This window comes from Polynucleobacter sp. AP-Ainpum-60-G11 (assembly GCF_018688375.1).
In the GTDB taxonomy this organism is placed as follows: Bacteria; Pseudomonadota; Gammaproteobacteria; order Burkholderiales; family Burkholderiaceae; genus Polynucleobacter.
Genome location: NZ_CP061318.1, coordinates 340,394 through 352,945, shown reverse-complemented (window position 1 = coordinate 352,945; position 12,552 = coordinate 340,394). Strand labels below are relative to the sequence as shown.

Below are 12,552 nucleotides of genomic sequence, written 5' to 3'. Positions count from 1 at the left end.
CCTCTAGCAAAAGAATTTAGAACATGAACTGGAAACTTAACTCTCTATTAATAGCTGGTCTTGCTGCAACAACGGCACCGATCGTAGCGCACGCCAAGATTTATGTATCCGTCGAACAAGCGCAAAAGATACTCATACCCAATAAACCGCTTGTTAAAAATCCCATCATCATTACAGATGAACTACAAGACAAAATGCGCTCAGCATCTAGCGTTCGACAAGTTTTTCAAGGGGATCGCATTTGGAAGGCGGCTGACGGAAGTTGGTTCATCGTAGATGAGGTGGTAGGCAAACACGAAATGATTACTTATGCCGTTGCACTGAGCCCATCAGGCGCAGTCACCGGCATCGAGATCCTAGAGTATGTTGAATCCTATGGCTATGAAGTGGCTGAAGCCCAGTGGCGCAATCAATTTATCGGCAAAACTGCGTCAGACCCTATTAAGCTTAATCAAGATATTCAAAATATTGGTGGCGCCACACTCTCCTGCAAACATCTCACTGATGGCGTCAAACGTGTTGCAGTGCTTTATGACATTGCGCTCAAAAATCAATCTCAAGCGCCAAAAGCAAAATGATTCGCTGCAAACCACTCTTAGGTACCTTTGTTGAAATTTCAACCGAAGATGGAGGGCATTCACTCCATGCAATAGAGATGGCATTCAGGGCCATTGAACAGGTTCAATCTTTGATGGGCTTTCATGATCCTGACAGCGAGCTTTCTCAAATTAATGCCAGATCTTACTTGGAGCCGATTCGCATTCACCCCTGGACAGCTGAGGTGCTAACCATTGCCAAAGAGATTTATGTTGAGTCTAAAGGCATATTTAATTGTGGAATTGGCCATCGCTTGGTAGAGGCAGGTCTGCTTCCAAGGCATGTCAGACTGGATGATCACTCATTCGGAGGCATTGAAGATCTTCGCTTTATTGAGTCAAACTTGGTTCAATCTAAGCTTCCACTCTGCCTTGATCTTGGTGGCATTGCCAAAGGGTATGCAGTTGATAAGGCGGTAGAGGCTTTACTTGCTAACGACATCCCATCTGGCTCGGTCAATGCTGGTGGTGATATGCGCGTCTTTGGAAATTGCACTCAGGATATTCAAATCCGAAATCCGAGGAAGCCTCTGGAGTTAATTCAGATTGGCAGTATGAAGTTAGGTGCTATTGCGACTAGTAGCCTCTACTTTTCAAAGCGCGACGCTGATGCCAAAAGCTATATGGTCAACCCCCTCAATCAAGAACACATTGAGTTTTCTGAGTCTTATTCAGTCATCGCCGGTGAATGCGTCTATGCGGACGCATTAACTAAAGTGGTCAGTATCTCTGGCAACACCCAACATCCTTGCTTGAGCCATTTCTCTGCCCAAGCCATCAAAATTCCTCACATCACCACCTTATGAAAAATACCAGTCGCCTTGGCAAGATGCCGGCATGGCAAAGACACTTTGTACTCATTGGCATGTTGAGCTGCTCACTCACCGGCACAGCCTATTTACTTGGTCATGAATTTCATATTCAAGGCGCTGCATTGGGCGCTCACTCAATATTGATGTGGCATGGCATTGCCGCAATGATGGCTACGATGGCTTTGGGTTCGGTCTTACCCTTTCACCTCAAGGCGGGCCTCAAGTCGAAGAGAAAGCTGTGGAGCGGTTTAAGCCAATTGGCTTTTTTGGCTACTTTATTGATATCAGGCGCCTTGTTGTACTACGGCCCTGAAGAAATTCGAGATAGCGTCATCACAACCCACTGGGTAATTGGCCTTGCTTTCTTTGCTATCTTTTTATTACATGGTGTTTATGCAAAGAAAGCGGTCACCCCAAATGGAAATAAGGCGCATTGAGTTTTATTTCTCAATACGCCTTAATCAAACTTAAGAAGACTTACTTGCAGCAAGAATCTTTGTCGCTAGATGTTCCGCAAGAATTCATTCCCAATAATGGGTAAGCTGGGCAGAAACGGAAAATACCCGTAGCTAATGGAATTAGTCCAAGCCAACCCCACCAGCCTACGATACCGTTGGCTACAAGTACTACCAGCACAATACCTACCGAGATTCTTAAGATACGATCGATACCACCGACGTTACATTTCATATTGAACTCCCTTTAAAAACGATTAAATAATTCTTTACGACTACTTCTTGCAGTAGTGCTTGTATAACAAGCTCATGACTGCTACGGCGACCTGGCTTGATAGCGAGTAGTAAATTTGCTTACCCTCTCTACGTGTTTTAACCAGCTTTTCCTTACGTAATACGGTTAGCTGCTGGGACAAGGTTGGCTGATGCAAATCTAATGCTGCCTCCAGCTCACCAACGCATTTTTCTGCTTGCCCAATTTCACACAAGAGCATCATGCGATCACGGTTAGACAAGACCTTCATGAGCTTGCAAGCATCATCTGCCGATGACTGCATCTTTTTTAACTCTGCTTTTGAGATAGGCATATTCATTGTCATCTCACAATCAGAGTGCGTTTAAAGGAATTTTTAGGTACGCAACGCCATTAGCATCTGGCTCAGGAAAATGCCCAGCCCGAATATTCACCTGAATAGAAGGCAAAATTAATGTTGGCATTTCCAAGGTTTTATCTCGCGTTGTACGCATCTGTACAAACTGATCCTCAGTGATACCGTCATGCACGTGAATATTGCCTGCCTTCTCATCAGCAACGGTAGTCACACCCATGGCTGGGCGTCCATTTGGCGGGTAGTCATGACACATAAACAGCTTGGTCTGTCCAGGGTAAGACAAGAGCTTTTGAATAGACCGATAGAGTGTCTTTGCATCGCCACCAGGAAAATCACAGCGAGCTGTACCGACATCCGGCATAAACAAGGTATCGCCCACAAAGATGGCATCACCGATTTCATATGCCATGCAAGCAGGAGTATGGCCCGGTACAAAAAGTGCTTTCAAAGAAAGATTTCCAAAAGCGAGTGACTCACCCTCTTTAAGCAAGTAGTCAAACTGGGCGCCATCAGCTTTAAAGCGATCATCCAGATTGAAGACGCCTTTAAACACGGTTTGGACATTGGTGATGTGATCCCCAATGACTAATTTGCCGCCCAAGTGGCTTTGCAAGTAAGGGGCAGCAGTTAAATGGTCTGCATGGGCATGGGTCTCCAAAATCCAATCTACCTGCAGCTGGTGTGCCTTAACGAAGCTAATCACCTCATCAGCAGACTTCGTAGTTGTTCTGCCTGATTTAGGGTCGTAATTGAGAACAGAGTCAACAATCACGCAGGGGCTGCCATCACCCTCATAAACCACATAGGTATAGGTCCAGGTCTCTGGATCAAAAAAGTCTTTAATCAGGGGGGTATGGTTTGCAGTCAAAATATTTCCTCGGTAGCATAAATATTATATATATTTATATACTATATTAATCTAAAATAAATTGCAATGGACTACTCAATTCTTATCAGCCCCTCGCTAGGAATCCTAGTGGGCGTTCTTATGGGTCTTACCGGCGCTGGGGGCGGGATTTTATCGGTCCCACTATTAGTCTTTTTCCTGGGGCTGCCTATTGCGGAGGCAGCGCCAATTGCACTGTGCGCCGTTGCCCTTGCCTCTAGTATTGGGGCCATCCTAGGCCTTAGAAATAAGATCTTGCGCTATAAGGCGGCTGGGTTCATGGCGATCTTTGGCTTAGCGCTTTCGCCTTTGGGCCTCTGGCTGGCACCACAGATTCCGAACGCTCCCCTGCAAATCATATTTAGCCTGATCCTCCTGTATGTTGCTCTACGTCTCTTAAGCCAGGCGCGCAATCAGATCAATGGCATACCCGAAGCAAGCAGAAAGCCACCCCCATGCCTAATGAATCCAGCCATAGGAAAACTTCAGTGGACCCTACCCTGTGCGCGGGCCCTGATGTTCGCCGGTAGTCTAGCTGGGTTTTTATCGGGATTGCTAGGTGTAGGTGGTGGATTTATCATCGTCCCAGCACTCAAACGCTACACCGACCTGCCAGTCAAATCGATTGTCGCTACTTCACTTGGAGTACTGGCCATCATCACTGGAGGTGGAGCAATTTTCTCAGCAATGAGTGGCAACCTAAATATTGTAGTTGCGGCTCCATTTTCGCTTGCCGCATTGGGTGGACTATTGCTTGGGATGCTCTTAGGTAAAAAGTTAAGCGGTCCGCATACCCAGCTCATTTTCTCGATCTTTACCTTGGTGATTGCCATTGGCTTACTCACCAAGGGAGTGCTAACTTTGAATCTGTGAAACGTCCACTTGCGTCCTTTCTTCTTATTTTTTCTCTCATGCTGTTGGGAGCTTTACTCATGACTCTAAAACCCAGCTCTTTTCTAACTAGCTCTGTGAGCACTATTTCTGGAACGGTCAGCAATCTCAATAATGAGCTTCTGGAATATGTAAATCCTGAAAAGCCTACTCACGATCATTCTTCTGTTTATTACCAGCGATTCTTTGTATCCAAATTTAATTTAGGTCATCGTGCGATTGAAGCTAAATTCTCGACACCGATGGTGGTAATTAATGGCGATACTCTGAGAGTGTCCGGATATCAAAAAGGGGATAGCTTTCAGGTGCTCGCCTATGCCAACCTCACTCAGCAAGTGAGCAAGCATGAGAATTGGATTGTCTTAGGGCTTGGTGCCCTATTCTTCTTGGGAGTTGCTATCGGACTTCTGAATTCAGAATTGGTAGCAGAGGGCGCTATTGTCCCCAAGCTATTTCTACTGGGCTTTGTAGGTGTCGCTATGTATATGGGCTATCGCGCCCTATTAATACGAGAGTCAATCTCACTACTCCAGAACTAGCTAAGTGGACCGCTTCATTACGCCTCAATAAAAAAGCCCTCTTTCGAGGGCTTTTTAACAAACAGGAAGCTGCTAAATCTTAGTGACCGCCAGCACCACCCAAGTAAGCCGCTTTGACAGCTGGATCATGCATCAACTTGTCGGCTGGGCCATGAGTAGCAATCTTGCCGTTTTCTAAAACATAACCATAGTCAGCCACGTTCAATGCTGCTGCAGCAAACTGCTCAACCAATAACATGGTCACACCCTGTGATTTGAGATTAGAAATAATCTTAAATACCTCCTCAACCAAAATTGGTGCCAGACCCATTGATGGCTCATCCAAAAGAATGATCTCTGGGTTGAGCATCACAGCACGGGCCATCGCCAACATCTGTTGCTCACCACCTGACAAGGTACCAGCCAATTGATTTCGACGCTCTTTTAAGCGCGGGAACATTTCTAGAGCACGCTCTAAATCGTTCTTAATGTCGCCTTTCGGACGGCTACCTGTAAAGCGTGGAAATGCGCCCAGCAAGAGATTGTCATTTACTGACATGGTCGTAAAGACACGACGACCTTCTGGGCTATGCGCTAAACCAAGGCGGGCAATTTTATGAGAGTCGTAACCATCAATTTTTTCACCCCCCAATGTCACTTCACCGCCAGTTGGCTTAATCATGCCGGTAATAGCACGCATGGTGGTTGTTTTACCGGCGCCGTTTGACCCGATCAAAGTAATGACTTGTCCTTTAGGAACATCAATATTGATGCCGTGCAGAACTTTTACTTTGCCGTAGCCTGCTTCAAGATTCTTAATAGATAACATGGTATTTACCGATTCAATATGTTCTAGTGATTAAGTACCCAAGTAGGCATGAATCACCTTCTCGTCTGCCTGAACTTCAGCTGGTTTACCTTCTGCAATCTTCTGACCGAAGTCCAATACAGAAACGGTGTCGCATACTGACATCACCACATCCATATGATGCTCAATCAGGATGAAGGTAATACCGCTATCGCGGATCTTACGAATAATGCGCAAGAGTTCTTTAATGTCCGGCGCTGTCAAACCAGCAGCTGGCTCATCCAACAAGAGCAGTTCTGGATCCAAAGCCAAGGCACGAGCAATCTCTAAGAGACGCTGCTTACCGTATGGCAAGTTGCGCGCTTCTTCATTTGCCAAGTCATCCAAGCCAACGAACTTAAGAAGAGCCATTGCACGAGCATGCGCCTCTGCCTCCTCCTTCTTGTAACGCGGTAGATGCAGTGCAATCTCCACCATATTGGACTTAAAGGTGTGGTGCAGACCAACCAAAATGTTTTGGATGGCTGTCATTTCACCGAAGAGCTGAACGTTCTGGAAAGTACGAGCGATACCAGAAAGTGCAATATCTGAAGATGTGCGGCCCACAACGCTTTGACCGGCATAGAGAACGTTACCTGCTGTAGGCACATAAATACCTGTCAACACGTTCATCATCGTGCTCTTACCGGAACCGTTAGGACCGATCAGACCATGAATAGTGCCACGCTTGATGCTCAGATCAACGTTGTTCAATGCCTTCAAACCACCGAACTGCATCAATACTGAGTCAACCTTCAGGAGCTCAGCACCGGTATTTTGATCGCTAACTTTGCTGATAAAGCTGATGGAGTCATCCACTGCTTCAACTTCTTCACCACGAGTAGTTTTAGTCTTGCCAGCAATCGATTGGTAGAAGCTCTTCGCAAAACCAACAATACCGTTTTGCAAGTAGTACACCACTAGCAAAATCATGAAGCCGAAAATACTCAGGCGCCAATCAGAGATTGTGTCGAGCCAGAATGAAAACGCTGCCAAGCCAACGACACCAGAGATAGGCACGGCTACACGCCTTAATGTTGTGGCCTGTTTAGACAGCGCCATTGCCGCACCGACGACAACCACGATAGCGATGACCGAAGCAACAATACGGAACAAATTAATGTCATCCAAGAGTTTTGGCAACAACACAATAATCGCCGCACCAATAACTGCACCAATGCGTGACTTACGTCCACCCATGATGATGCCTAGCAAGAACAAAACTGCCAGTTCGTTGTTATAGGTATTTGGTGAGATGTACTGCTCAGAGTAGGCATACAAGCAACCGGCTAAGCCAGCAAAGCCGGCGCTGATTACAAACGCAATGACTTTAAAGCGATATACGGAGACACCCATACAGTCACAGGCAATAGGACTATCGCGTAATGCCTCAAACGCACGACCAATTTGTGATTTAACAAAACGGTCTACGATGATCATGGAGAGAATCAAGATGATGCCGACCATCCAGAAATACTCTGCTTTAGTCATCGGCACGCCCATTAGCTCAGGCTTAGGAATCTTGATGCCCAATGGGCCTTCAGTCAACCACGTCATCTCGTTAATCAAGATCTGTGCAATGGTTCCAAAAGCCAAGGTCACCATCGCCAAGTAAGGTCCGATAACCTTTAACGCTGGTAGAGCCAAGATGCCACCGAATATCGCGGTTACCACGATAGATGCTGGGAGGGTTCCCCAAATAGTCCAGCCAAAGTGGAAATACAGCACACCAGCGGTATATGAACCAATACCAAAGAGTGCTGCATGACCTAAGGAAACCTGACCAACATAACCCACCACAATATCTAAACCAAACAACAAGATGGTGTAGATCAGAATGGTTTCAACCAAGTGGATGTAATAAGGATTGTGAATGAATAGCGGCAGAGTAAACAGCGCCGCGATTGCAATTAATAGAGGGATTAGGGACTTCTTCATCATTAAACTTTCTTAATTGCAGATTTACCAAAGAGACCAGATGGCTTGTATGCAAGGACAAGCAACAGCAAGATCAAACCTGGAACATCTTTATAGCCAGTGGAGACGTAAAAACCAGTAGCGGTTTCTACAATTCCTAAAATTAGGCCGCCCACAATAATTCCCATACCGCTAGACAAGCCGCCAATAATCGCCACGGCGAATGCTTTCAAACCTAATGCGCCACCCATGCTTGCACCAGTGAGCGTCAAAGGTGCAATCAAGACACCAGCAAATGCGGCAGTTAAAGAGGAGAGCGCATAGGAGAAGGTAATTACGACGCTGGTGTTAATACCCATCAAGCCAGCAGCATCGCGGTCATTCGCTGTAGCAACCACTGCTTTACCGTAAATTGTTTTACGGTTAAAGAACTCAACTAATAACATCATTACAAGCGCACCAACGACTACCAAAATTTCCATCGGCAGAATACTCGCGCCCAAGAAGCTCATTGGCTCCATTGGCAATGGTGATGGGAATGGCAAAGCGTCGCGACCCCAGATGTTTTCAGCGACGTTCTTAAAAATAATACCGAGAGCGATGGTGGACATAATCCAACCAAACTCAGATTTAATTTTGATTGCTGGGCGAACACCGATGAGCTCGACAAAGCCACCCTGAATCATTCCAAATAAACACACTACTGGAATCATGACCCAGTAGTTCATGCCGAAAGTGTCTACGCAGGTTAAACCTACTAGAGCACCCAACATCAGCGCTTCACCTTGACCGAAGTTCAAGGTGCCTGAGGTGGCAAAAGTGAGCTGGAAACCGAAAGCGATTACCGCATAGATCATCCCCACAGCGATACCGCTCGAGAGGATTTGTGCAAGCATGTCCATTTTTCTTGGCCTAAAAGATACTTAAAACTGTTTTATTAACGAATCTGCCATTGTAAGCAAAACGCCGCTTTTTGGGCGGCGCTTTGTATTTCTAATGTTGCAGTGCAATAAATAACTTGCCTGCTACTTAGCATGAATTACTTCTTCTTCGGAGTTGCGTCCTCAGCATTCAAGAACTCAACACGACCATTTTCAACAACACCCATCACTACGTCTTTCATCTTGATAGCGTCGTGATCAGTTGCAGAGAATGGCTTGTTGTAAGTAATCACAACACCATCAACTGGAGTCTTCAAATCTTGCAATGCTGCAACAATTTTTGGCCCTTCTGTGCTGTTTGCTTGCTTGATCGCAGCAGCCAAGAGGTAAACAGAGTCATATCCTTGCGCTGCAGAAACTGGAGATGCAATGTTGTTGTTCTTCGGCTTGAACTCGGCCAAGTAAGCTGCTTGGAAAGCTTTACGCTTAGCAGTTGTAGATGGAGTTTGAATATAGGTTTGTGGCATTGTTGCGCCGTTACCATTCTTACCCGCTGTATCAATGAAGCTGGCCATAGACAATGTCCATGAACCGATCATTGGCTTCTTCCAACCCAACTTCGCCATACCGTTAGCAATTTGCGCCAACTCAGGTCCAATTGCGTAAGTCAAAATCACATCAGCACCAGCATTTTTTGCTTTGAGCAATTGTGAAGTCATATCAACGTCACCAATGTTGAATTTCTCAACCGCTACTGGTGTTACGCCATAACCCTTCAATGCCTTCTCTAAGTCCTCACGACCCAACTGACCGTAGTTTGTAGAGTCAGCCAAAATCGCTACCTTCTTCAGGCCACGCTTCTCAACTGCTTCTTTAGCGATCAATGGCGCTTGGATATTGTCAGGAGCAGCATTACGGAAGATATAGTTTTCTGGTGCATTAGGGAACTGCTTGGTCAAGATAGAGCCAGTAGCAACGTTATTCATTACTGGAATCTTCGCATCTTGATAGAAGCGTTGTGAGGCCAATGCCACGCCTGTGTTGATGTAACCCAATGTAGCAACTACTTTTTCATTGTTAATCAATTCTTGTGCAATTTGAACGCCACGCTCGTTTTTAGCTTCGTCATCGCGTTCAACCAAAACGATTTTGTTACCGTTAATGCCGCCTGCAGCATTAATTTCTTTAGCAGCTAAGCGCACACCATCACGCATACTTACACCCATAGAGGCAGAGCCACCAGTGAATGGGCCAGAAAGGCCAAGTTTGATATCGGCAGCATAAGCGCCAGTTGTAAACATAGCAGCAGCAGCTACCGCAAAAATGTGATGACGAATATTCATAAAGTCTCCATGACTAAAAATGCTAATTAAATAAGTTCTTTTTTAGGTACAACTTAAAGCGAATAGTCATCTTACAGTTAATGTAGGGGCAAAAAAAGGGGCTTGTATTAGGGTTTTACATTAGCCCGTGGAGTTGGGGTCGTTTTCTAAAAATACTTAGCAAGCCTACTTCGCAAGCTGGGCCAAAAGAGATTCACAATCAGACCAATAATTACCAAGCTGGCAGCTTCGACTTTCCAGGCTGGCAAAGCCTCCCCCAAAAAGAATGCTGAAGCCCCCATCCCGAAGATGGGTACTAGCAATGGTGCGGGGGCTACCACGGCTGCCGGGTGCTTTGACAATAACCAACCCCACGCCGCATAACCAAATAGGGTGTTAGCCCAAGACTGCCAAAGTACGCCGACCCAAGCTCCCATGGGGGCTGACAGGGTGACTTCCCATAACTGATGAACGCCGCCCTCAAAAATGAGTGAAGCAATAAATAGGGGCGGAATGGAGAATGCGCTTGCCCAAACCACATAAGACAGCATATTGATGGCGCCCGCCCTTCGGCTGACGGTATTAGCAATCCCCCAGGAGAAACCAGCAAACACCACAAGTGCGAGACCCAGGAAAGTTGTCGTGGCATCTGTGTGCAGCGCAATAATCCCAAGTCCAATCATGGCAATGGCAACTGCAACTGCTTGATAAGGCTTTAGACCCTCCCTGGCAAATACCATCGCAAAGCCAATCGTAAAGAAAACTTGCGTCTGCACTACCAATGAAGCCAAGCCTGGAGAAATCTGACTATCTACGGCGTAATACATCACCCCAAACTGCCCCACCCCGGTGGCCAAACCATAAATACACAAATTAACCCAAGACACTTTGGGTATGCGCAGAAAAAATACAAAAGGGAATAAAACAAAGATATAGCGCAGAGCTGCGAAGAAAAATGGTGGGAAGCTATCAAGAGAAATCTTGATCACTACAAAGTTAGTGCCCCATACAGCGACAATGGCGAGCGCTAACAGCAGGTGACTCGCTGGGAGTCCGGAATGCGACTGCGCACTGCCTTGTGTTTTTAGACTACGCACTAGTAAGCAATTCAGCAGCGCGTTGAGCAATCATCATCGTAGGTGCGGCAGTATTGCCAGAGGTAATTGTCGGCATCGCAGAGGCATCAACCACTCTCAGATGATGAATACCCCTCACCCGTAATTGTGAATCGAGCACTGCCATCGGATCATCATCGCGCCCCATCTTGCAAGTGCCCACTGGATGAAAAATCGTTGTACCAATATCACCAGCAGCTTTAATAAGCTCTTCATCAGTTTGATACTGCTTACCTGGCTTGTACTCATCTGGCGTATACGGCTTGAGCGCAGGACTTTCCACAATCTTGCGCGTGAGTCGCAATGAGTCTGCAGCTACTTTGCGATCTTCCTCGGTCGACAAATAATTTGGTGCAATCACTGGAGGCGCTTCTGGATCAATCGAGCTGATGTGCACACTACCGCGAGATGTTGGTCGCAAGTTACAAACACTCGCCGTAATCGCATTAAAAGAATGTAAATCTTCACCAAACTTTTCCAACGATAAAGGTTGTACGTGATATTCCAAATTTGCTGAAGGCTGATCTGGGGAGCTATATGCAAAAGCACCTAACTGTGAGGGCGCCATGGACATTGGACCTGAGCGCTTAAATACATACTCCATACCAATTAACAACTTACCCAATAAAGAATTGGCTTTAGTGTTTAAAGTCTTGATGTTGTTGACCTTGTAGATCACGCGTAATTGCAAATGGTCTTGCAAGCTCTCACCTACGCCAGGTAAATCTGCGATCACCGGAATGCCCAGCTTATTGAGATGTGCAGCTGAGCCAACACCTGAGCGCTCTAGCACCTGGACACTACCAATAGCACCTGCACTCAAAATCACTTCGCCTTGAGAGCCACCATTGTGATTACTGCAAAGCACGTTTACTGTTTTGCCATCTTTGATGTATTGAACGCCGTAGCAATTTTTAGAGACATCATCGATTAATAATTTATTAACTATGGCCTCAGTAATTACCGTGAGATTTAGCCGTTTAGCCGCATCACGTAAAAATGCTTTGGAGGTATTAAGCCGCCAACCTTTGCGCTGACTCACATCAAAGTAGCCAACCCCGAAATTATCACCTTGATTAAAGTCATCTGATGAGGGAATGCCGGCTTGTACCGCTGCCTCCCTAAAGATATCCATGATGGGCCAACGCAAGCGCTGCTTAGAAACAGTCCACTCACCACCTTTGCTGTGCCACTGGCTAGCTGGGCCGTGATAGTCCTCAAATGATTTGTAGCGACGCAATGCATTTTGCCAAGACCAAGAGTCATCGCCTGTTGCTGCCACCCAGGAGTCATAGTCACCAACCTGACCACGCATGTAAATCATGCCGTTGATAGAGGAGCATCCACCCAATACTCTGCCACGCGGATACAGCAGTGAACGTCCGTTTAAACCTTTTTCAGCCGCAGTCTTAAAGCGCCAGTCTGCCCTTGGGTTGTCGATGCAATATAAATAGCCAACTGGTACATGGATCCAGATGTAATTGTCATTCTTACCAGCCTCAATTAAGAGCACGCGTTTAGCGGGATTCTCGGTGAGGCGCTTGGCCAACATGCAGCCGGCGCTACCAGCGCCAATGATGATGTAGTCGTAGGTGTTTTGATGGCTTGTTGTGCTCATGTCTCTACTTTTATAGGTGCTTATTTTTAAACTCTATTATTTACCAAATCTTCGGATGGGAAGAAATTGGGTAATTCAGCTAG

At 46.2% G+C, this 12,552-nt stretch carries 14 protein-coding genes; 5 read left to right on the top strand and 9 right to left on the bottom strand.

Translation table 11 applies throughout. The features are described 5' to 3' along the window. Positions 1-23 precede the first annotated feature (23 nt). From FD971_RS01875 to FD971_RS01865, 3 genes are read left to right on the top strand one after another with little or no spacing between them, the layout of a single operon-like run. Positions 24-578 (top strand): FMN-binding protein, encoded by a 555-nt coding sequence (locus tag FD971_RS01875; protein WP_215334433.1) that lies wholly within the window; start codon positions 24-26, stop codon positions 576-578. Beyond that, positions 575-1,402, top strand: a complete 828-nt coding sequence (locus tag FD971_RS01870; RefSeq protein WP_215334432.1) for an FAD:protein FMN transferase — start codon at positions 575-577, stop codon at positions 1,400-1,402. The genes FD971_RS01875 and FD971_RS01870 overlap by 4 nt, the downstream gene beginning before the upstream one ends. Beyond that, the gene (locus tag FD971_RS01865; RefSeq protein WP_215334431.1) at positions 1,399-1,845 is read left to right on the top strand and encodes a hypothetical protein; all 447 of its coding nucleotides are present in this window, start codon (positions 1,399-1,401) and stop codon (positions 1,843-1,845) included. Before FD971_RS01870 ends, FD971_RS01865 begins: the two co-directional genes overlap by 4 nt. Positions 1,846-1,885: 40 nt before the next feature. On the opposite strand, the gene FD971_RS01860 is transcribed toward FD971_RS01865, so the two are convergent. Genes FD971_RS01860 through FD971_RS01850 form a run of 3 tightly spaced genes read right to left on the bottom strand, consistent with a single transcriptional unit; the run spans position 1,886 to position 3,342 of the window. Next, on the bottom strand, positions 1,886-2,098 hold the full coding sequence (locus tag FD971_RS01860; RefSeq protein ID WP_215334430.1) for a DUF2892 domain-containing protein: 213 nt from the start codon (positions 2,096-2,098) through the stop codon (positions 1,886-1,888). A 40-nt stretch (positions 2,099-2,138) separates the two neighbouring features. Continuing rightward, positions 2,139-2,456, bottom strand: a complete 318-nt coding sequence (locus FD971_RS01855; RefSeq protein WP_251368695.1) for a metalloregulator ArsR/SmtB family transcription factor — start codon at positions 2,454-2,456, stop codon at positions 2,139-2,141. A 13-nt stretch (positions 2,457-2,469) separates the two neighbouring features. Beyond that, the gene (locus FD971_RS01850) at positions 2,470-3,342 is read right to left on the bottom strand and encodes an MBL fold metallo-hydrolase (RefSeq protein ID WP_215334429.1); all 873 of its coding nucleotides are present in this window, start codon (positions 3,340-3,342) and stop codon (positions 2,470-2,472) included. 66 nt (positions 3,343-3,408) lie between these two features. Here FD971_RS01850 and FD971_RS01845 point away from each other — a divergent pair, with 66 nt between their 5' ends. Then, positions 3,409-4,233 (top strand): sulfite exporter TauE/SafE family protein, encoded by an 825-nt coding sequence (locus tag FD971_RS01845; protein WP_215334428.1) that lies wholly within the window; start codon positions 3,409-3,411, stop codon positions 4,231-4,233. 59 nt (positions 4,234-4,292) lie between these two features. Continuing rightward, the gene (locus FD971_RS01840) at positions 4,293-4,790 is read left to right on the top strand and encodes a hypothetical protein (protein WP_251368657.1); all 498 of its coding nucleotides are present in this window, start codon (positions 4,293-4,295) and stop codon (positions 4,788-4,790) included. A 79-nt stretch (positions 4,791-4,869) separates the two neighbouring features. Here the strand turns inward: FD971_RS01840 and FD971_RS01835 are convergent, their stop codons facing one another. From FD971_RS01835 to FD971_RS01810, 6 genes are all read right to left on the bottom strand, one after another. Beyond that, positions 4,870-5,598 (bottom strand): ABC transporter ATP-binding protein, encoded by a 729-nt coding sequence (locus FD971_RS01835; protein ID WP_015420530.1) that lies wholly within the window; start codon positions 5,596-5,598, stop codon positions 4,870-4,872. A 30-nt stretch (positions 5,599-5,628) separates the two neighbouring features. Further along, complete coding sequence (locus FD971_RS01830; RefSeq protein WP_215334426.1) at positions 5,629-7,557, bottom strand: ATP-binding cassette domain-containing protein; 1,929 nt, start codon at positions 7,555-7,557, stop codon at positions 5,629-5,631. Further along, positions 7,557-8,435: a branched-chain amino acid ABC transporter permease gene (locus FD971_RS01825; protein WP_215334425.1), complete on the bottom strand. Its 879-nt coding sequence runs from the start codon at positions 8,433-8,435 to the stop codon at positions 7,557-7,559. Before FD971_RS01825 ends, FD971_RS01830 begins: the two co-directional genes overlap by 1 nt. A 137-nt stretch (positions 8,436-8,572) precedes the next feature. Further along, positions 8,573-9,757: an ABC transporter substrate-binding protein gene (locus FD971_RS01820; RefSeq protein ID WP_215334424.1), complete on the bottom strand. Its 1,185-nt coding sequence runs from the start codon at positions 9,755-9,757 to the stop codon at positions 8,573-8,575. Positions 9,758-9,903: 146 nt separating this feature from the next. Continuing rightward, positions 9,904-10,833: an EamA family transporter gene (locus FD971_RS01815; RefSeq protein WP_215334423.1), complete on the bottom strand. Its 930-nt coding sequence runs from the start codon at positions 10,831-10,833 to the stop codon at positions 9,904-9,906. After that, the gene (locus FD971_RS01810; RefSeq protein WP_215334422.1) at positions 10,826-12,469 is read right to left on the bottom strand and encodes a GMC family oxidoreductase; all 1,644 of its coding nucleotides are present in this window, start codon (positions 12,467-12,469) and stop codon (positions 10,826-10,828) included. The genes FD971_RS01815 and FD971_RS01810 overlap by 8 nt, the downstream gene beginning before the upstream one ends. Positions 12,470-12,552 lie beyond the last annotated feature (83 nt).